The organism is Photobacterium rosenbergii (genome assembly GCF_033022775.1).
GTDB classification, from domain to species: domain Bacteria; phylum Pseudomonadota; class Gammaproteobacteria; order Enterobacterales; family Vibrionaceae; genus Photobacterium; species Photobacterium rosenbergii_A.
The window spans coordinates 108331-129304 of record NZ_JAWJZI010000002.1; the positions used below are offsets into that span (position 1 = coordinate 108331).

Here is a 20974-nt window from a genome sequence, read left to right on the forward strand (position 1 = left end):
TTATCGATTGAAGGAGCGATGCTTTGGAGTTTAGTTGGTCGACATTCTTGCTTGAAATCATCAATTTTCTGTTCTTGGTTTGGATTCTCAAGCGGTTTCTGTTCAAGCCGGTGATGGCTGTCGTTGTTCAGCGTCAGGCCGGAATTGACCAGCGACTCGCCGAATCTCAGAGCCTGAATGACGAATCGGTAGCCCTGAAAGAAGAATATGAGCACCGCCTGGCCAACTGGGAACACGAATGTCAGCAGGCGAGAGAGGAGCTGGCCAAGGAGATGGATGCCGAGCGGGCGTCTAGGCTTAGCCAGCTGATGCAGTCAGTCGAACAGGAAAAAGAAAAGGCCGAGATTGCAGGGGCGCGTCAGCGAGCGGAAGTAATGCGCGAAATTGAACTGCAGGCATTGAAACAGGGGGCAGAGTTCGCCACGGTGCTGTTGAGCAAGGCTTCTGGGCCCGAGCAGGAGGCACGCCTGCTGGACATTCTGTTGGATGACCTGTCGTTGCTCCCTGACGATAGCGCGGCGGCTCTTCGGCAGCAGTGGGGGGAGGTGCCAGATGTTATCGTGGTGGCCAGTGCCCATCCGATAGCGGGAAATAAACGGCAGGAACTAGAGAAAGCCTTAATGGCCGTGAGTCATTTATCAGTCCCGGTTCAGTATGAACAGGACCCCGGGCTGATCGCCGGGGTATGCATCACGATAGGGGCGTGGCGGTTGCATGCCAATATCCGGGATGACTTAAAAGAGTTTGCGGAATTTGCCCATGCTACACGATGAGTTCGAGTACAGCAGCCTGCTTGCCGAGCAAGCGGCGTGGCTCAGGGATTACAAACCGGGGTTGCGCATTGAAGAGCGGGGCGTCGTGTTGTCCCTGGGAGATGGCATTGCCAAGATCAACGGGCTTCCCTCAGCGGCGATGGACGATATTCTCACCATGGAGGATGGCAGCCGGGCCATGGTCTTTGATTTGACTGAGGATCAGGTCAGTGCGGTGTTGTTATACGAAACCAGTAGTCTGACTGCCGGCACGTCGGTCCATCTTGCTAGCCAGCCGCTTAGCGTACCTGTGGGGAACGAATTGCTTGGCCGGGTTATCGATCCTCTCGGTACCCCGCAGGACGGCAAACCCTCTCCTGTTCCTTCTGCATGGCAGCGCATGAATGCGTTGTCGCCGCCGATCACGGACCGCGACTTTGTTAATTCCCCCTTGTACACGGGAATAAAGATCATCGATACGCTTATCCCCATTGGCAAGGGGCAGAGACAACTGCTTATCGGCGATGAAGGTTTGGGGCGTAGTGCTCTCGCTCTGGATACCGTGCTCAACCAGCGAAACAAGAATGTTTATTGTGTCTACGTGTTGATTGGCCAAAGGCGCTCTGCGGTGGTCAACACGATAGAGACGTTACGGGATTTCGGTGCGCTGGAATATACCACTGTGGTTGTGGCGGAGGCGAGCAGCCTTCCCGGGTTGCAGCACCTTGCCCCCTTCTCCGGTTGCGCCATTGCCGAATATTGGATGCAACAGGGGCGTGACACCCTGGTGGTGTATGATGATCTCAGCACCCATGCCAAAATATACCGCGAATTATCTCTGCTGTTGCGTCGCCCTCCCGGACGGGAGGCCTATCCTGGGGATATATTCTCAATCCATGCTAGCCTGCTAGAGCGAACAACCTGCCTGAGTGCATCCCAAGGCGGTGGAAGCATGACTGCGCTACCGATTGTGGAGACCAAGCAAGGGGAAATTTCCGGTTATATCCCGACCAACCTGATCTCAATCACCGACGGCCAGATTTATCTGGAGCGAATATTATTCGCTGCGGGCTTCCGGCCGGCGATCGATATTGCCCGCTCGGTGTCACGCATCGGCGGCAAGGCCCAGCATCCGAGGATCAAGCAGGAGGCGGGAAGCATGAAACTGAATTACCTGCAATTTTTGGAGCTTGAGAATTTTACTCGATTTGGTGCCCGCCTTGAAGAAAGCGTAGAGAGGGCGATTCAACGTGGTCTGCTACTGAGGGAAATCCTCAAGCAGGAGCAATTTTCCCCTTGCGGTGAACGTTTCCAACTGGCCTGGCTCGTGGCGTTCAACGATGGCCGTTTCAATGGGATCGAGCGCCAGCAAATCCATCCGGTCCTCGAACGGCTCAAAGAACAGGTCGAGTTTTCCGGGCTGACACTAGATAGCGCCAGGGAAGCGTGGAGCCAAGCCTTAGCCGGATGGCTATCATCCAACAGTGCGCGGGACGATGCATCATGACCCAACGTCAGGAACTACAACACCAACTCCACAGCATCAATGAAGTTATCGGCGTACTCAATGCCATGAAAATGCTCGCTTACATGGAAAACCACAAATTGAGCACGTTCCTCGACACTCAGCACCGGGTAGTCGATGTCATTGCAGAAGTGGCTGATGATTTCCTCTGCTTTCACCCCGAGACACAGCCAGAAGACATCATCGCAACACCGGTCTATCTGATTATCGGCTCTGAAAGGGGGTTCTGTGGTAATTTCAACCAGGAGCTGGTCGCCCATATCGAAGCGACGGTGAAAACGGCAGCCAAAACAAGACCCGCTCTGATCATTGTTGGTCGCAAATTGTATAACTTGGTGCAAGACGATGTAGATGTGCATGCCAAAATGACTGGGCCTAATGTTGTCGAAGAGGTGCCTAGCGTGCTCGAGCAAACGGTCCAAGTTATTGTAAAGCTGCAACAGCAGCAGCCTTTGGTAAGCTTGTACAGTGTTTACCATTGCGGGGATCAGGGCATTGTCACGAAACAATTACTGCCGCCATTCCAGTCTCCCCCTCGCCAGCCGCCGCATTTTTCGTATCCGCCTGAACTTAATCTAGCACCGAAAGATTTTCTGCTGAATGTTGCCGAGCAGTATCTTTTTGCTGCATTACATGAATTATTCTATACCTCCCTGATTGAGGAAAACCGTAGCCGGACCATGCATCTGGAAGGCGCGGTGAAGCACCTAGAGCATGCAGTCGATGAACTAACCCAGCAGTGTAACGTGTTGCGACAAGAGGAAATTATCGAAGAAATTGAGGTGATTCTACTTAATGCCGGTGGTTTCGAAGATTGAACCGGTATATGCAAGCAAGAGCATTTTAGAGTGATCGCCAGCCAAAGCAAAGCTTGGGGGCTGACAATCTCACGCTACAAAAAAAGCCTAACACGCTATAGCGTGAATGCCAGCGCGCCATGAAGGAAGGGAGGCTGAAATGACAACACCTCCTTCCACTGCGCTTCAAGCTTCAATATTACTTCTGGTCCAGCACTGGCGAATGGAACGCATCTGGCTTGAGTGTGAGTACTGAACAGGTGAGTTTATCAAGCATAGATTCTGCGGTATTTCCCATCAAAAATCCGGCAATTCCGGACCGCGACTGTGATCCCATGATCACCATATCGATCGACTTTTCCTTCACCATGCGCGGGATGGCCTCTTTAGCGTCCCCTTCCAGCAGCTTGATCTGCTGCCTTACCGGCGAGTCGGTATGCTGTGCCAGTAGCGACTTCAATCGTTCGGCGCGATCCAATCGCATTTCTTTCGATATCAAGTCTATATCCAGGTCTCGGTAATTCCCCCATTTGCGGAAAAAACCTTTGAGATCAACATGCCAGGCATGAAGCAACGTCAGCTCGGCCCCGGTTGACGCGCAGACTTCCAAGGCAAGCGACAGGATTTTTTCATTAAAGGCGAGCTGCTCCTCAGAGGAAACATCAACCGCCACGGCAACCCGGCTGATCGGTGACTGATGGGAGTTGCTGGACCAGATAGGGAGCGCTGACTTGCGCATTAAATGACGGGTGGTACTTCCTCGTTGGCAGGCTTCCGTTTTATTCTGCCGGTGGGTATCAATCACGATCATACTGGCCTGAAGTTCATCTGCTGCCTTAATGATTTCAACAAATGGTATTCCCAGCCGTACCAACACCGAGAATGTAATTTTCGGGTATTTGGCTTTCAACAGCTGCACATGGCCTTCCAAGGTTTGGCGCGATGTTTTTGTCGCCTCATCCAAAAGCCCCATTACCTTACTGGAATACCGAGCTATTTCTTTCAACTCATCAAGCTTTTCAATAACAGAAACCAAAGTAACCTTGGCCGACTGGCTATCGGCAATTTGTAGGACTTCCTGGAAGGCATCTCCCAGCGGTTGATCCGGTGCAACAGGTAGCAGCAGGTGACGAAAGCTCATAGGACCTCCTCTGGTTTAACATAAGCTGGACGTTTTGCCACAGAGCATCATTGAAAGCCGAATATAAAAATGAATGCTTTAATAGCATAGACAAGTATTAAAGGCCGGGGTGACGCATGGTTTCTCCCTGCATATAACTACGTTGCATTTCTCGTCCCGCGGGTGGACAAACTTAGTGGGATCCAGAGCAGAAAAGCAGTGCCGCGATGGAAGGGGGGCAAGGGAGGTAAAAAGCCGTCGTACAAAGAGGGTACGACGGTAAAAGAATGTAGAACTCTTGATAAGGCTTAAATCATCAAGATAGGCCTATTATGTCATAATACGCAGGCGTATCAATAAAAATGATGTAAAAAATTATTTGGATAAGAAAAGGTTATTTTGTGCTAGCAACCGATTGATTGTCATACTTATGCTGAAAATCAGTATGCGTTTGCTATTGATAATGTGATATTGGTTGAATAATTTACATGCATTTCGAATGAAAGTATAATTCCTTCAGATTGAGAAATTTTGTGCTCTTAATTCATTCAGCGCCAAGCGCTGCCAATTGATTGCTTTTAAGCGGAGAGCTTGGCAGTTTTGAGAAAAACCGGTAAGGATAGATGCAACTTAATAAGTATGAGCCTGAGTTTCTAGCCCACAGAATTAAAACCCTTCGTGAGTTTCGTGGTAAAACGCAAATCCAGGTTGCCAAATGTATTAATGTTTCAAGAAGGACCTATATTGATATTGAGTCAAATAAATCAGATATTAAGCTTTCTACGCTTTATCGGATTTGTAATTGCCTGAAGTGTGAAATCACTGACGTGTTAGGGATTTCAAAAAAAGATAATGACTCGATGATGGGAAATCGTATTATTGAAATTTTTGAGAAAAATGGCTTGATGGTTGTCAAGAACACCAAATAGCATATTCAGTGATAGCCAAGATAAGTGATAGGCACGAGCCTAATGCTTTATCCTGGCTGCTTATTTCCTTTTTCCTACGCCTCTTTCTTGGTGCCAATGAGAGCAATCCCGCCTTCTGAGAGCATACTGACTATATTGTCACCTGTGCTAAGGGCTTGGCTTGGTTCATATAAAAGCTCATTAATATTACAGCTAAGGCAATCTGCGAGCTTTAGTAGTGTTTTTACCTTCAAAGAGGTCTTGTTCGATTCGATATCAAGAATGGTTTTTCTTGATACTCCAATACATTGGGCTATTTCTGACTGAGTAAATCCTTTTATCTCCCGACGCTGTTTGATATTGAATGCGATTACTTCACAATAGTAATCATAAGTTAGCATTGTAGTGCTCCCTGCTGATTGCGGCTGCTGACTAATAAAATGGATTCCGCATTATGAAAATATAGCATTTATAATTGTAAGTTTTATTATATTTGTACATGCTCATTTGTATATTAAAATCAAAGTAAATGCACAATGGATGATAAAAACTGCTGTGGGAGTATCTCAATGTCATTAATTATCTACATTGGGTGATAATTACTGCACACCAAATTGAATAAAAGGAAAATAAAACCCCACGTTATAAAGTGGGGGTAGGAAAGGAAATACTGAAATGGCGGCTACCGGTGAAGGAGAGCCACAGCCTTGGTCGTTTTCTCGAGGTTCTCGTCGACCAGATCTGGGATCTTGCCAGCGATAGTGGCGTATAAGCTGTCAATCATTGCCAGTTTGACTAAACGGGCAGTCCCGTTTTTGCCCAGCAGGGGTTCTGGCGAGGCTGGGGCGTATAGCGGGTAGTCAGAAAGCTGGGAAAGCTCAGCATGGTAGTTATTGGTGATGGATATGATTTTGGCACCGGACTGTTTGGCCAAGCGGACGGCATCCATCAGATCTACTGTTTGGCCTGAATGTGAAACAACCAATACCACATCGTTACTGCTCAGTACGCTGGCCGACATGAGCATCAGGTGCCTGTCGCGCGGCACTGATGCACGCATACCAAAGCGCAGTAGCTTATGCTGGAAGTCCTCACAGATGATAGTTGAGCCACCTGCGGCATAGAGTTCGATATTTCGGGCATTGACGATGGCATCTGCTGCTGCGCTGACCATATTGGCATCGACGAAATTAAGGATCTCAGTCAGGGCATTGATAGAGTTTTGCAGCACCTTGGTGATGATCTGCTCGCAGGAGTCGTCCGGCTCTAGCTGTTCACTTGGCAGGTAGGACTCAGACTGGTGCTGGGCATTGAGGGCATCTTTTAATTGCTTGAAACCACTGAAGCCAAGCTTTTTCGATACTTTCACAATTAAGGCAGTAGACACTCCCAGGCGCTCGGCAACTTCTTTGATAGACGTCGACTTTTGTAAAAAGTGCGGCTTTAAAAAGTTTTCCGCGATCGACTGCTCGGTACGAGTGAGCGAGGGAAGGCGCATGCGAATATTTGGAATTACTTGGTTAAGATCCACGGACAGTATCATTCCTTTTGAAGCAATCGCATCATTATACATAGGGACCCTCGATTAGTCATGGAGGCTGCTAGGCGCAGCCTCCCTTTGGATTAGGCCGATAATTGCCAATGGGTGGCTGTGATCTCTTTTTGGCTAGTTAGTGCAAAGCCAACATTTTTCTCTTCACCTTGCCCAAGGCCAAAGAAGCGGGAAGTAGAAACAGCAATGCCACCGTTGATAAAGGCTTCAACCGAAGAATGATCGCGGAGCAGGCGAAGTGAACTGACGGTCCCCTGCCAAGCGATAGATTCCCACTCTGCGGTCTTGAGGTTTTTGCGCCTGGTGACAAGCCCGGTTTGGTTGGACTCAATGTAGCAATCGTTGGCGATTTCCAGTTTGATGTCTGCGCCCTCTAAGTTTTCGAGAACCAACTCGGCAGACAAGCCGGTGAACTGTTGTTTGAGCCCGGTGAAGTCTTGCTGATCTTGGCGAAGGCTTTCCAGCTCTTTAACCGGTGTCTGTATCAGAGTATTGTTACGGATAGTCAGTTCGCGGGCGCAGGTCATCTGGTGGATCCAACCCAGCTCGATAGTCGGCTGGTAAGGCTCGAATTCGTCAGGCTTACCCATCCAGCCAAATAAAATTCGACGGCCAGACTCATCCTCGAAGGTCTGCGGAGCATAGAAATCGAAACCATTATCCATCAATACACCGTTGCTGTGCTCGAAGGTCGCTGTCTGGTGATCGAAATCACCGATATGGTAGGTCACATCAAAGGTTTCGACTTTTTTGCCACCCATATCAATCCAATTTTTCGGGCAGGTGATCAGCACATGCTTGTCAGCGAGCGGGAATAGGTCGGGGCACTCGAGCATGAAGTCATCGGATTGCTGGTTACCGACGCCATCGCCAAAGATCTCGCCGATCATCTCCCAGTTGTTGAGATCGTTTGAGCGATATGCCAACACCTTGCCGCGGTAGTTGAGATCTTCGGCACCAAGAACCATGTAAAACGCATCTTGGTACTGCCAGACTTTCGGATCACGGACATGGCCGCTATAGCCTTCAGGCAGGGATAATACAATCCCCTGCTTCTTGACCTGTTTGCCCGCTTCAAGGGTTGCCCGGCATTGGTAAGCGGTTCTTCCGCCTTGTTCAAATTTGACATTGCCGGTGTAGAAAAGCTCAAGTTTGCCGTCGACCACCAAGCCAGAACCGGAATAACAGCCATGAGTTTCGTAGTGCTCTGTTGGTGCGAGGGCAAGCGGTTGATGTGACCAGTTGATCAGGTCTTTACTGGTTGCATGCCCCCAAGCTTTGGCTCCGTGCTGGCAGGCTTTTGGGTTCCATTGGTAAAAAAGATGGAATTCGCCGTTGAAATGAGCCAGTCCATTAGGATCGTTGAGTAAACCAAACTGTGGAGCGAAGTGCCAAGCCGGGCGAAACGGATCATTGTTTGACTGTGATGACATGTTCATGGCTATGGCGAGTACATCATTGATGTATCGTTGATCTGCAGTAGCAGTAGCAGTAGCAGTAGCTGTCTTCATTGGATCTCCAAAGCCCCCAGTCAGGGGGCTTCTAATTATTTTATTTATCAAGCATCTTGTCTGAGTAACCGAACATCCAAGTTAAGGTGAATGCGGTTGCGATGGCGATAGCATTGACGGCTAGGTAACCAAGCATCTGGCCATTGAGGTACAACAGGGCACCAGGGATAACCGTGATGGCCATACCTGTTGCCTTGAGGCCAAACATGACAGCGAAGAAGCCACCTACGGCACCGCCGATTAAACCCATGATGAATGGTTTGAAGAAGCGAAGGTTGACACCGTATAGCGCAGGTTCGGTAATGCCCAAGAACGCTGATAGTGAAGAAGGCATAGCCAGCGCCTTGAGCTTTGTGTCTTTGGTTTTCAGGCCGACAGCCAAACATGCAGCACCTTGAGCGGCAATCGCAGCAGTAATGATTGCGTTGAACTCATTGGCACCGGTGTTAGTCAGCAATTGTATTTCAAGCAGGTTGAAGATGTGGTGAACACCAGTCATTACAACAATCTGCTGGAAGCCACCAATCAAGATCCCGCTTAGACCGAATGGCAGGTCGAGCATGAATTGTGTTGCTGACAGAATAACCAGTTCCAGCCAGTGGAAGATTGGACCGATGACAAACAGCGATGCGGTGATCATGATCAGCAGGGTAAGGAAAGGAGTGGCCACCAAGTCCAGAGCTTCAGGCACGATGTTGCGGATCCGGCGTTCGAGCTTCGCCCCTATCATACCGGCAATGAAAGCAGGGATAACCGAGCCTTGGTAGCCGAGTACAGGGATAAAACCGAAGAACATGAGTGGATCCAGTTCACCGGAGGCAACCAACCAGGCATTCGGTAGTGCAGGGGAGACCAGCATCATACCCAGCACTAGGCCAATAAGTGGCGTTCCGCCGAACACTCGTGCAGCTGACCAAGCAATCAGTGCCGGTAGGAAGATAAACGCAGTATCCGTTAGGATTTGGGTATAAAGCACGAAGTTTTGCGGGATAGTCTCCGGCGTCAGGCCGAATAACCCCAGAATTTCTTCTTGCATCAGCAAGCCGCGCAGACCCATAAACAAGCCTGTCGCTACCAGTGCTGGAATAATTGGAACGAATACATCGCCAAAGGTACGAATTGCGCGCTGGAAAGCTGTACCTTGTTTTTCAGCAGCTTTTCGTTGTTGGTCTTTATTCGCTACTGTTAATTTCAACCCTTCAATGGCTTCAAATACACGGTTGACGGTACCTGTACCAAAGATAATTTGGTATTGGCCACTATTAAAAAACGCGCCTTTTACTTTCTCCGTATCTTCAATGCGCTTTTTATCAATCTTGTTTTCATCTGCCACCATAACGCGTAAGCGTGTGGCGCAGTGCGCTACGGAAACAATATTATCTGCTCCGCCGAGGGAGCCGACAATCTCTTCGGCAATCATTGAATATGACATCTTGTCTACCCTTCACAGTCATTGGTTAACTCCCTATTAAATTATCAGCCAAAAGTCGCTTTAACATCGATCTAAGTCACAGAAAAAACAATTCCGTGAATTTTTTATTTTTGTGATTTTTTTTGTGAAATTTTAATTTCTTTTATTTCAGTAATTTATATTTATAAATGGTATTCTGTAAATTTAATGTGTTTACAGTAGTAAATTATTTTGTAAACTACAGCCAGGTTTAGTTATCAGTGAGAGCAAAAATGAAAATCGCTATCGGTTGTGACCACGTAGGCATTGAACATAAAGATCTAGTCATCAGCCACTTAGAAAGCAAAGGCATTGAAGTTGAAGACTTTGGTGCATTTACAACTGAACGAACGGATTACCCGCAATACGGTTTGGCAGTGGCTGAAGCCGTGGTTGGTAAGCAGGCTGACCTGGGTATTTTGATTTGTGGTACGGGTGTTGGCATCTCACTGTCGGCGAACAAAGTACCGGGTATTCGTGCGGTGGTTTGTAGCGACCCTTATACAGCTCAGCTCTCTAAAGAGCACAACAACACTAATATCTTGGCGTTTGGTTCACGTGTGATCGGTATTGAGCTGGCGAAGATGATCATTGATAACTGGCTGAATGCTGAGTTTGAAGGTGGACGCCACCAGAACCGCATTAACCAAATCGCTGCGATTGAGGAGAAGTACCATGGCTAAGTTTTGTCCTTCGATGATGTGTGTGGATTTTTCTAAGTTGGCCCAAGAGCTAAAAGAGTTAGAAAAAGCCAATGTTGATATGCTGCATATCGACGTGATGGATGGCCACTTTGTCCCGAACTTTGCACTGGGCCCGGAAGATATCAAAGCGATCCGTGAGTTGAGCGATATCGATTATGATGTTCACCTGATGCTTTCAAATCCGGATCAGTTTATCGACCTGTTTGCTTCGCTAGGCCCTAAGCTGATGTATGTGCATGCTGAGGCGCCACCACATCTACACCGTACACTGGGGAATATCCAGGCCAAAGGTATCCAGTCGGGGTTGGCGATTAACCCTGGCACGCCATTGAGTACGATTGAAGATGTGCTGGATGTGACTGACGTGGTGTTGGTGATGTCAGTGAACCCTGGATTTGCTGGTCAGGCATTCATTCCAAACGCCTATAGCCGTATCGAGCGTATTATTTCGATGATTGAAGAGCAGGGTGTAAATACCAAAATTGCCATTGATGGTGCAATTAGCCCTGAAGTGATTGAAAAGCTGCAAGACAAGGTTGAATACTTTGTCCTAGGTACTGCAGGCTTGTTCGGCAAAGATAAAAGCTATGCCGAAACTATGGACGACCTGCGTACATTAGGCCAGCAAAGTGTAGCGGCTTAATCATAAGACCCACAAATAATAGACCCGCTAGTCAACAACCTTGGCTAGCGGGTTTTTACGTATTAGCCGTTAGCAAAGTGCTGCAGGGGTATACGTTCAGCCAGTAGCTTGTTGTAGATACGGTTACCGATAATGCCGCCTGCTAAACCGGCAATGGCGGCAGCAACAGTAGACATTAGCAGGGTATGCGGTTCGTTGAAGGCGATCGAGGCGAGTAAGCCCGGTATCGGTGCGGCACTACCCGGGGCATCGTTGATGATACCGAAGTAGGCGGCAATAACCCCGGCCAACGCACCACCGATAAAATTAGACATAAAGATAGGAACCGGGTTTCTTGTCACTATATGGGCTTGGGTCAATGGCTCCAGCATGACACTGATGGTGTTACTGGACTTACCAAGCTTGAGTGAATGAAATATATAACCATTGGTAAATGAGCCACCGACACAGGCAATCGCCGCGATACCCATTGGCAAGCCGGTTAAACCCAGCATTGCGGTCAAAGCCATTGAACTTAACGGTGAAGTGCATACCATTTTGATCAGGCCCCCGAGCAGGAAGCCCATGGCGATAGGGGAGAGCAACGTGGCCTCGGTGATCATGCTGGCTAAGGTACCCATTAGTACTTCCAGCCCTGGGCTAATGAAAATTCCGACCAACCTAGCAAGAGGGGCAAGAGTTAGTACCCCCAGTATTACATCTACCCCTTCAGGTAAGTACTTCTTGAACAGCGGAGCTGCAAAAGAGAACAGGTAGCCGACGATAAAGCCTTCCAAGATACCGAGATTGGCCATGGCTAGCCCGGTTACGATGGCATATACAGGCTGAACGCCCATTCGCAGCATCACCAGTGTGGCGGCGGCTATGCCCCCCATACTGCCGACCATATTCCCAAAATCGGCCAGATAGCTAATACCCAGTAGATTACCCATGACATATTTATGTATGGCTTCAACCAAGAAAGTGGCAATTGCCGCATCGGCCAGCCCACTCATTGCGGCGCTGCCGTTGGGAGCCTTGAAGCTAAACAACGAAAAAAGGCACAGTGCGCCGAGCAGGGCAGCGACACCCATCAAGATTTCCATAATCATTCCTTGTTAATTAAAGCTGTATTGGAGCACTAAACGAGAAATCAGCAGGAACCGGGATCGGGAATAGAGAGGAGTTGGTGAGGTTTAAGAATAGAAAAGTAGTTGCTGAACAGACCGTTAGCAGCAGCTTGAACTCAGGGTTGGGATCCTGAGGGAGGGGAAAACAGAACAATGTGTCTCATAGGCCTTCCTTAGTAACAGCAATATTCCGCTCAAACAGTAGCATATGAATCTGGCTGTTTTGGTGATCTGCTTCATGTTATGCTGGATGTAGGTGAGTTATTGGGTGTTTTGTTCTGGTATGGCGAGTTTATTGGTCAACGATCGCGAAGTTAGATTTTGACACATAATTCAATTAAATATTTCTGGCATACACATATCGGGTGTGTTACTTTTCTGCGCAATCTCAGACAGACCTTTCTGAGGCACACTGTATCAAGCGGTATTCGGGCTGATTGCCCCTTGATACGCCGTAGGTACTAACCTGATTAGGGTTAGTAGAAGGGCATTGATAATGCAGACCTGTAGAAAGAACACAGGCGCATATTGAAGGAACCCAACTGTGAATACTATTACGCTAAAAACTCTAATCAGCTTTGTCTTACCCAACTGCAGTATTATTACTGAGCCTTGATCTTCCTGATCACATTCACTGGTTTATAACTTTCTGATCGCATTCTGTCGTTGTTGACGAGTGGCGCCTTGCAAACGTTTGTCTGGCTAATCAGTTTGTTTACGGTCACGCCGATCGCGTAAGCAATCGGTTGTTTATAGTCACGCATCTATGCAACTTGGCAAGATGCTACTGTGCCGGACCTTGATACCTTCTCCAGTTCTCGCTTAACCCACTCCGTTAGTCACGGGGTGTTTGTTGTGGTGAACAACAATTATTTTTGACATTGTTATCAATGGAGAAAGGGCAAGGGGCGCAGTGTTTCAAATGGAAAAGAACATGAGTAATGTGTTTGACCTTGACGAGCTAAAACTCGCGTCGAATGTACCTGTTGTCAATGGTGTTTATGACCTAACACCTGACGAGTTGTTGCTTAGTCAAGAGCATTATGAATCCGAAGTGCGATCTTATCCACGTCGTCTGCCTCTAGCTATTGCCAAGGCTTCTGGTGCGCTAGTCGAAGACAGCCGTGGCCAATTGTTCCTGGACTGCCTTGCAGGTGCCGGTACGTTGGCAATGGGTTACAACCACCCTGAAATTAACCAAGCAATTGTTGATCAATTGCAAGCAGGCCTGCCATACCAGACATTGGATATCACGACTCCAGTAAAAGACAAGTTCATTAAAGAGTTGATGAACTTCTTGCCTGATGAGTTTGCCAAAAATGCTCGTATCCAGTTCTGTGGCCCATCGGGCGCCGATGCCGTAGAAGCTGCAATCAAACTGGCGAAGCAAACCACAGGCCGTAATACTATGGCGGCTTTCCACGGTGCTTACCACGGTATGACCAATGGCACCATGGCGATGATGGGTAATCTAGGTACCAAGGCGCGCCGCCAAGGTCTAATGGCTGATGTTCACTTCCTTCCTTTCCCATACAGCCTACGCTGCCCGTTTGGTATCCACGGTGATGAAGGTGCGAAGCAAACGCTTCGTTACATCGAGCGCATGCTTAATGACGATGAGAGCGGCGTGCAAAAGCCCGCGGCTATCATTGTTGAGCCAGTACAGGGTGAAGGTGGTGTGATCCCAGCTCCGGCCTTCTGGCTCCGCGAGCTACGCCGTATTACTCAAGAGCACGGCATCCTACTGATCTTTGATGAGATCCAGTGTGGTATCGGTAAGACCGGCTCTAACTTTGCCTTTGAAGAGTCAGGCATTACTCCTGATATCCTGTGCTTGTCTAAAGCCGTCGGTGGCGGCTTGCCAATGTCGGTGCTTATCTTTGATAAGTCGATTGATACTTGGAAGCCGGGCGAGCACACGGGTACCTTCCGTGGAAACCAGCTAGCAATGGCAACTGGTGCGAAAGCACTTGAGATTATCCGCCGTGACAACCTGGTTGAGCACGCTCATAAAGCAGGTCAATACCTACGCGAAGGCTTGGAGCGTATTGCTCAGTACACCGACTGTATCGCCGAGGTACGCGGTAAAGGCTTGATGCTGGGTATCGAGATCTGTAAGCCGGATGGCTCGAAGAACAAGTTCGGCGAACCGGAAGCGGATCCTGAGCTGACGATTGCTATCCAGCGAGCAGCGCTTGAGCGCGGCCTGATCATCGAAAAAGGCGGCCGCCAGGGCTCTGTACTGCGTTTCCTACCGCCGCTGATCATCTCTTACGAGCAGCTTGATTTTGCCATTGATGCACTGAGCAAGGCCATCATTGCCACAGCAGGTCCTGCCAAGGTGAAGGAGCCCGTGATTGCTGAAGCTGCAGATTGGCGCAACCACTTCATCCACACAGGCAAAGGCGGTGCGGATACTTTTGAAGCGGCACTGAACCAGACCACGCAAGTGCTTAAGAATGTATTCGAAAATACCGAAACACCATACTCGGGCATGGATCCACAGCAGCTGAAAACCATGATCAACAACATTGATCTTGATAACCAGCAAATGCCTTTGGACTTGGTGATTGAGCAAACTGGCGAGCTGATTGCCAAGAACTCCATCATGGTACAGCACCCACACTGTATTGCTCACCTGCACACGCCACCATTGCTGCCGGCAGTAGCGGCTGAAGCCTTCATTGCTGCCCTGAACCAGTCGATGGACTCTTGGGATCAGGCAAGTGCGGCAACCTTTGTTGAGCAGAGAGTGGTGGACTGGTTGTGTGAACTTTACCAGTTAGGCGCTCAAGCTGACGGCGTATTCACCAGTGGCGGTACCCAGTCCAACCTGATGGGCTTGCTGCTGGCACGCGATTGGGCGGCAGATACGATTTCTGGCCACAATATCCAGAAGCAAGGTCTACCAGATTACGCAAGCAAAATGCGCATTCTGTGTTCGGAGAAATCTCACTTTACGGTGCAGAAGTCAGCCTCTTTGATGGGACTGGGTGAAAATGCCGTGGTGACAGTGGATACCAACCCAGACGGTACCATCAAGCTGGCATCTTTGGTCAATGCTATTGAAACCCTGAAGAACGACGGTTTGCTGCCGTTTGCTATGGTGGGTACGGCTGGTACGACTGACCACGGTGCAATTGACGATCTGACCGGTATGGCCGATGTTGCCCAGCAGCACAACCTGTGGTTGCACGTCGATGGCGCTTACGGTGGCGCTTTGATTTTGAGCCGTCACAAGACTCGCCTGCACGGTATCGAGAAGGCCGACTCAGTGAGTGTCGACTTCCACAAACTGTTCTATCAGCCAATCAGCTGTGGTGCGGTGCTGATCAAAGACAAAGAGAACTTCAAGTATCTGCTTCACCATGCAGATTACCTGAACCGTGAAGATGATTTGTTGCCAAACTTGGTCGACAAGTCAATCGCGACCACCAAACGCTTCGACGCTTTGAAAGTGTTGATGACCATGCAGTGTGTTGGCCCTCAGTCACTAGGTGCGATGTACGATCACCTTCTGAACCAGACCCAGCAGGTCGCAGACATGATTAACAAGTCGGCAGAGTTTGAACTGCTGGCGGATCCGGCTCTATCAACTGTGTTGTTCCGTTACATCGGCAACAACGAAGAGTCGGCATTAGATGGAATTAATAAACAACTACGCATTGATGCACTTGTTGAAGGCAAGGCAGTACTGGGTGAAACCGTGGTGGATGGCAAAGTGGCCCTCAAGTTCACGATTTTGAACCCATGTCTGACTCTGTCTGACTTTGAATCATTACTAACAGAAATCAACCAGGTTGCAGCTCTTGCCGAGCGCAAGCTAGGTTAATAAACAGGTACGGCACAGCACGTGAAATCGCTGTGCCGGAACACTCATTAATTAGATGGAATAAATAGAAATGGCAATTCTACAGATTGGTGCTGGTGGTGTTGGCTGGGTAGTTGCACACAAAGCAGCTCAGAATAACGACGTTCTTGGTGATATCACGATTGCATCTCGCACAATTGGTAAGTGTGAGAAAATCATTGAGTCAATCAAGAAAAAGAACAACTTGAAAGACCCATCCAAGAAACTAGAAGCACGTGCGGTAAATGCCGACGACGTTGATGCGCTCGTAGCACTGATCAAAGAAGTTCAGCCTGATCTTGTGATCAACGCTGGTCCTCCATGGGTAAACATGACCATCATGGAAGCTTGTTACCAAGCGAAGGTCTCTTACCTAGATACGTCTGTAGCCGTAGACCTATGCTCTGAAGGCCAGCAAGTACCACAAGCATACGACTGGCAGTGGGGCTACCGCGAGAAATTCGCAGAAGCGGGCATCACAGGTATCCTAGGCGCTGGCTTCGATCCAGGCGTAGTTTCTGTATTTGCAGCATACGCTGTGAAGCACCTCTTCGATGAAATCGACACCATTGACGTGATGGACGTTAACGCCGGTGACCACGGTAAGAAGTTCGCAACCAACTTCGACCCAGAAACCAACATGCTGGAAATCCAGGGTGACTCTTTCTACTGGGAAAACGAAGAGTGGAAACAAGTACCGTGTCACTCACGTATGCTTGAGTTCGATTTCCCTCTAGTGGGCTCGCACAAAGTTTACTCAATGGCGCACGATGAAGTTCGTTCAATGCAAGAATTCATCCCAGCCAAGCGTATCGAGTTCTGGATGGGCTTCGGTGACAAGTACCTGAACTATTTCAACTGCATGCGTGATATCGGCCTACTTAGCCCAGATCCGCTAACACTGCACGATGGCACTGTTGTTCAGCCGCTACACGTTCTTAAAGCACTTCTACCAGACCCAACGTCTCTAGCTCCGGGCTACACAGGTAAAACCTGTATCGGTACTTGGGTACAGGGCAAAAAAGACGGCAAAGAGCGTAGCGTATTCATCTACAACAACGCCGACCACGAAGTTGCTTACGAAGACGTAGAGCACCAGGCGATCTCTTACACCACAGGTGTTCCAGCGATCACTGCCGCACTTCAGTTCTTCCGTGGCAAGTGGGCAGACAAAGGCGTGTTCAATATGGAGCAGCTAGACCCAGATCCGTTCCTAGAAACCATGCCTGAAATCGGTCTAGACTGGCATGTTCAGGAATTGGAAGTCGGTCAGCCTGACATCAAGATTTTGAAATAATTCTGGTTATTTGAGGCAGTAGCGGTGTCAATCGTGCTCATTTACGTTCGTAAACTCCGCGCGATTTCCTTGCTCTTGTCTCAAATCCCTACGAATTATCATCAAAATATACAAATTGGCGGTTAATGATTACTGCCTAATTTAGAAAGTAATATCAGAAGGGAGCAGCGATTGCTCCCTTCTTAGTACGATTGATTGGGTTTGGATACATAGATTGGTTGTTGCTTGGGATATTTATTTGCTTTGTCCTGTCTGAACGCAGTGAGTTACTAAGCAGAGAAATATCTCAAGCAACTATCAGGCAGACAAACCTGAACGCGGAACAGAACAATGACATTTAAGAAAGAAGAATTGAAAACACCTTACTTCATGATCAATGAAGATAAGCTGATTGCCAACTTGGAAAAAGCCAAGCTGCTCAAAGAGCTTTCAGGTGTAAAACTGGTATTGGCACTGAAGTGTTTTTCGACTTGGGGTGTGTTCGACATCATCAAGCCATACCTTGACGGCTCAACCAGCAGCGGTCCGTTTGAAGTGAAGCTGGGCTACGAAACCTTCGGCGGTGAAACCCATGCTTACAGCGTTGGTTACAGCGAAGATGACGTACGTGAAGTAGCAGACATCTGCGACAAGATGATCTTCAACTCGCAAAGCCAGCTAGCCGCTTACCGCCACATCGTAGAAGGCAAAGCATCAATTGGCCTACGCCTGAACCCTGGGGTGAGCTACGCAGGTCAAGATCTGGCAAACCCAGCTCGTCAATTTTCCCGTTTGGGCGTTCAGGCTGATCACATCAAGCCGGAAGTGTTCGAAAACCTTGATGGCGTCATGTTCCACATGAACTGTGAGAACAAAGATGTTGATGCTTTCATCGGCCTGCTTGACGCTATCTCAGAGCAGTTCGGCAGTCACCTCGACAAGCTAGACTGGGTCAGTCTTGGCGGCGGCGTATTCTTCACATGGCCGGGCTATGACATCGAGAAACTGGCGCAAGCCCTGAAAGCTTTCTCCGAGAAACACGGTGTTCAGCTCTACCTTGAGCCGGGTGAAGCGATTATCACCAAAACGACAGACCTTGTGGTTACCGTTGTTGATATCGTGGAAAACGTTAAGAAGACCGCGATTGTCGATTCAGCGACAGAAGCCCACCGCCTAGATACGCTAATCTATGATGAGCCAGCTTCAGTACTTGAAGCATCAGAAAATGGTGAGCACGAGTACGTGATTGGTTCTTGCTCATGCCTAGCTGGCGATCAGTTCTGTGTCGCTAACTTTGAACAGCCACTAGAAATTGGCCAGAAGCTTCACATCATGGATAGCGCGGGCTACACCATGGTGAAACTAAACTGGTTCAACGGTTTGAAGATGCCATCCATCTACTGCGAGCGCAGCAGTGGCGATATCCAGATGCTGAACGAGTTTGGCTACGATGACTTCAAGCGCTCGTTGTCGCAGTGGTCGGTGCGTTAATTAGGTTTGATTCATTGAAAAAGTTAAAGGCCGCGTTTGCGGCCTTTTTTGATGGCATCGCTGCAATGTTCTGCTAACAGCTCTCTCACTACTTCCCCCACATGGCTAACAAAATATCAACGCTCGAATATATACATCCTCTGGAATGAAAGATTTCTTCTAGATATCTATGAGTAGTCAATACGTGAAGGAATTTTGCAATAGGTAACTTATGAACTCAGTGCCGATTTTTATTGATAGATATAATCTTCATGAAATTGCTGTGACAATGAATTGCCGCTGATAAGTCATATATTTTAAAACAAGCATTTTTTAAAATTAAAATTGGTATTATTACCTGAAATTACTGTAATTCCATACATTAATAACCAACTTTAAGATTGAGCGTCAATTTAATGACGTCATTATTTAATTAAGTTATTGATCTTGAAATGTTTTTATACTTTATTATAATATTTGAAATAAATTGTAACATGTGGGGATTTAATTCCTTCGGCGGTAGCATGAGTTTTCGTTAATGTGTTAACTATCAATGATTCGGGCTGATTAACATAAGAGCTTCGATTTGGCTCTAACATAGGAAAGGCCCTGCATTTCTTTCTACTATACAAAGGGTAAAAATTCCTATTGAGAATATAGTTTTGGGCTTAGCGCTAGTATCAATAAATGCAATGGCCGATCCGTGGTCCGATCATTCAGAGATTTTAATGGTTTAGCCGCATAGTGGTGGGCTATCATTCCTTTCAAGTTATGCAAATACTGATTTAAGCAGTTGCGATGAAGGTAAACGTTTCTCTATATCCATAACTCATGCTAATTATGATGTATTAGCATGTAGCTTATTGGCCACTTTTTGCTGCCGAGACAAAAATTAAATTTAATATAGATAGTGATCAAGATAAAAGTTGTAGCCCAACAATCAATAGATTTTATGTATTCAAGTAATTTTAGCAATCATAAACTTAGTAGCTGATAAAAAGTTATCTGTATAATTCTGGAATATATAACAAAGTAAATAACCTCTAGCTTTCAAAAATTAGAGGGAAATAGTTTATTATAGTAATAATTTACCATAAATTTTAAAGGATAATATAATGTTGAATAGAATTTTCATTGCTATGATATTTTCAGGCTTGTTATCAAGCAACGTACTCGCCTTAGACTGCTCAGCCAATGTGCTATCTGTGCGAGTGATTAAGACTGGTACACTGGAGCTTAAAATGGATGGGCCGGTTGAGAACAACTACATTAACATATGTAGTGTAGCCATAGTCTATAACGATGTTAGCCCTGAAGTCTGTAAAAGCTGGCTTTCAATAGCATTAACGGCAAAAGCAAGTGGAAAGCATGTTAAATTATGGGATGTTCAGGGTGGGACTTGTGCAACAAATGGTTCGGTTGTACTAAATAAGGTCAGTGTCGCTCAGTAAAATTACGTAATATTCTTTATCCGAATAACTAGTTAAAATATATTGAAGTAATGAGAAAGAATATTTTCTTTCCGTGGTGCAAACACATACATTAATAATGTCAACATATAACAAGATAATGACTTCTATATTTATGTTACAGATTGTATGTGTAATTAACTAAACAATAAATATATTGGTTATATATAGAAATGCCACGCCCAATAATACTAACAATTCAAATTTTATGCGGTTAATTCAAATGATGAATGGGTTGTTAAATTAGTCGACATAAAAATAATGTAAAATTAATGAATATGTTTTTATTACCCAAATACAACAATTTTACTTTTAAGGAACTCACTAATGAGAATCATTAAATTATTAGCTCTTTTTTTTCTATCTTTTTATTCAATTCAGCATGCAAATGCTGAAAATTTTTCAAGTTATAGAAATGTAGGGGAAATAAAAGTAGATCAAGCCAATTTAATAAGGATTAAAGCTGGAGTTGGGGAGAAATGGATAGATAACCAGCAATGTAATGGTTCAAATGAAACCTCGCAAGTCTATTTGGACTTATCCAATGAAGCAGGTAAAGCCATGTATTCTTTAATTCTAAGCGCTAAAATGGCAAATCAGCCCATTGCTTTTTGGTTCGATGGTTGTAAAAAACTGTGGGATATTAATACCCCAATTGTTGTATCTGCTTATATTAGCTAATTAAACTTTGGTAACCCCCCAGATATGCACAGAACCTTGGGGATTACTTGAATTCTTTGAGGGTTTTATCAAATAAATCTCCGGTTTTTTCGGTGACCACTTACTTTTGATAAAAATTTTCAGTTTAGATTGCCTTTCTAAATTGAAACTTTTTCTG

General features: G+C 46.9%; 17 protein-coding genes. 11 read left to right on the top strand and 6 right to left on the bottom strand.

The genetic code is table 11. From position 1 onward, the window contains the following. Positions 1 to 23 precede the first annotated feature (23 nt). Genes R2X38_RS04755 through R2X38_RS04765 form a run of 3 tightly spaced genes read left to right on the top strand, consistent with a single transcriptional unit; the run spans position 24 to position 3095 of the window. A complete protein-coding gene (locus tag R2X38_RS04755) occupies positions 24 to 773 on the top strand; it encodes a F0F1 ATP synthase subunit delta (protein ID WP_317521001.1) in 750 nt (249 codons plus the stop codon). Beyond that, complete coding sequence (locus R2X38_RS04760) at positions 760 to 2259, top strand: F0F1 ATP synthase subunit alpha (protein ID WP_317521681.1); 1500 nt, start codon at positions 760 to 762, stop codon at positions 2257 to 2259. The genes R2X38_RS04755 and R2X38_RS04760 overlap by 14 nt, the downstream gene beginning before the upstream one ends. After that, complete coding sequence (locus R2X38_RS04765; protein ID WP_317521003.1) at positions 2256 to 3095, top strand: FoF1 ATP synthase subunit gamma; 840 nt, start codon at positions 2256 to 2258, stop codon at positions 3093 to 3095. Before R2X38_RS04760 ends, R2X38_RS04765 begins: the two co-directional genes overlap by 4 nt. A 178-nt stretch (positions 3096 to 3273) precedes the next feature. Here R2X38_RS04765 and R2X38_RS04770 read toward each other — a convergent pair whose 3' ends face one another. Further along, complete coding sequence (locus tag R2X38_RS04770) at positions 3274 to 4215, bottom strand: universal stress protein (protein ID WP_317521006.1); 942 nt, start codon at positions 4213 to 4215, stop codon at positions 3274 to 3276. Between the two features lie 602 nt (positions 4216 to 4817). Between R2X38_RS04770 and R2X38_RS04775 the strand changes: the two genes are divergently transcribed. Further along, the gene (locus R2X38_RS04775) at positions 4818 to 5123 is read left to right on the top strand and encodes a helix-turn-helix transcriptional regulator (RefSeq protein WP_317521008.1); all 306 of its coding nucleotides are present in this window, start codon (positions 4818 to 4820) and stop codon (positions 5121 to 5123) included. A gap of 74 nt (positions 5124 to 5197) precedes the next feature. Here the strand turns inward: R2X38_RS04775 and R2X38_RS04780 are convergent, their stop codons facing one another. The 4 genes from R2X38_RS04780 to R2X38_RS04795 all read right to left on the bottom strand — a co-directional run bounded on the left by R2X38_RS04780 (position 5198) and on the right by R2X38_RS04795 (position 9597). Beyond that, positions 5198 to 5503 (bottom strand): helix-turn-helix transcriptional regulator, encoded by a 306-nt coding sequence (locus R2X38_RS04780; protein WP_317521009.1) that lies wholly within the window; start codon positions 5501 to 5503, stop codon positions 5198 to 5200. 281 nt (positions 5504 to 5784) lie between these two features. After that, positions 5785 to 6633 carry an SIS domain-containing protein gene (locus R2X38_RS04785; RefSeq protein WP_317521010.1) on the bottom strand — a complete coding sequence of 283 codons (849 nt, stop codon included), beginning with the start codon at positions 6631 to 6633 and terminating at the stop codon, positions 5785 to 5787. A 92-nt stretch (positions 6634 to 6725) separates the two neighbouring features. Next, positions 6726 to 8165 (bottom strand): sucrose-6-phosphate hydrolase, encoded by a 1440-nt coding sequence (locus tag R2X38_RS04790; protein WP_317521012.1) that lies wholly within the window; start codon positions 8163 to 8165, stop codon positions 6726 to 6728. Between the two features lie 40 nt (positions 8166 to 8205). Beyond that, on the bottom strand, positions 8206 to 9597 hold the full coding sequence (locus R2X38_RS04795) for a sucrose-specific PTS transporter subunit IIBC (protein WP_317521014.1): 1392 nt from the start codon (positions 9595 to 9597) through the stop codon (positions 8206 to 8208). 251 nt (positions 9598 to 9848) lie between these two features. Between R2X38_RS04795 and rpiB the strand changes: the two genes are divergently transcribed. After that, the gene (gene rpiB, locus R2X38_RS04800; RefSeq protein ID WP_107297574.1) at positions 9849 to 10298 is read left to right on the top strand and encodes a ribose 5-phosphate isomerase B; all 450 of its coding nucleotides are present in this window, start codon (positions 9849 to 9851) and stop codon (positions 10296 to 10298) included. After that, on the top strand, positions 10291 to 10962 hold the full coding sequence (gene rpe, locus R2X38_RS04805) for a ribulose-phosphate 3-epimerase (protein ID WP_317521017.1): 672 nt from the start codon (positions 10291 to 10293) through the stop codon (positions 10960 to 10962). Before rpiB ends, rpe begins: the two co-directional genes overlap by 8 nt. A gap of 62 nt (positions 10963 to 11024) precedes the next feature. Here rpe and R2X38_RS04810 read toward each other — a convergent pair whose 3' ends face one another. Further along, positions 11025 to 12047, bottom strand: a complete 1023-nt coding sequence (locus R2X38_RS04810; protein ID WP_317521018.1) for a PTS sugar transporter subunit IIC — start codon at positions 12045 to 12047, stop codon at positions 11025 to 11027. A gap of 958 nt (positions 12048 to 13005) precedes the next feature. On the opposite strand from R2X38_RS04810, the gene R2X38_RS04815 reads away from it, so the two are divergent. From R2X38_RS04815 to R2X38_RS04835, 5 genes are all read left to right on the top strand, one after another. Beyond that, entirely contained in the window at positions 13006 to 15903 is a 2898-nt protein-coding gene (locus tag R2X38_RS04815; protein WP_317521019.1) for a pyridoxal phosphate-dependent class III aminotransferase, read from the top strand. 70 nt (positions 15904 to 15973) lie between these two features. Further along, a complete protein-coding gene (locus R2X38_RS04820) occupies positions 15974 to 17218 on the top strand; it encodes a carboxynorspermidine synthase (RefSeq protein WP_317521020.1) in 1245 nt (414 codons plus the stop codon). 330 nt (positions 17219 to 17548) lie between these two features. Then, complete coding sequence (nspC, locus tag R2X38_RS04825; RefSeq protein ID WP_317521021.1) at positions 17549 to 18688, top strand: carboxynorspermidine decarboxylase; 1140 nt, start codon at positions 17549 to 17551, stop codon at positions 18686 to 18688. Between the two features lie 1094 nt (positions 18689 to 19782). Continuing rightward, positions 19783 to 20118, top strand: a complete 336-nt coding sequence (locus tag R2X38_RS04830) for a hypothetical protein (protein ID WP_317521022.1) — start codon at positions 19783 to 19785, stop codon at positions 20116 to 20118. A gap of 345 nt (positions 20119 to 20463) precedes the next feature. Beyond that, on the top strand, positions 20464 to 20817 hold the full coding sequence (locus tag R2X38_RS04835; protein WP_317521024.1) for a hypothetical protein: 354 nt from the start codon (positions 20464 to 20466) through the stop codon (positions 20815 to 20817). Positions 20818 to 20974 lie beyond the last annotated feature (157 nt).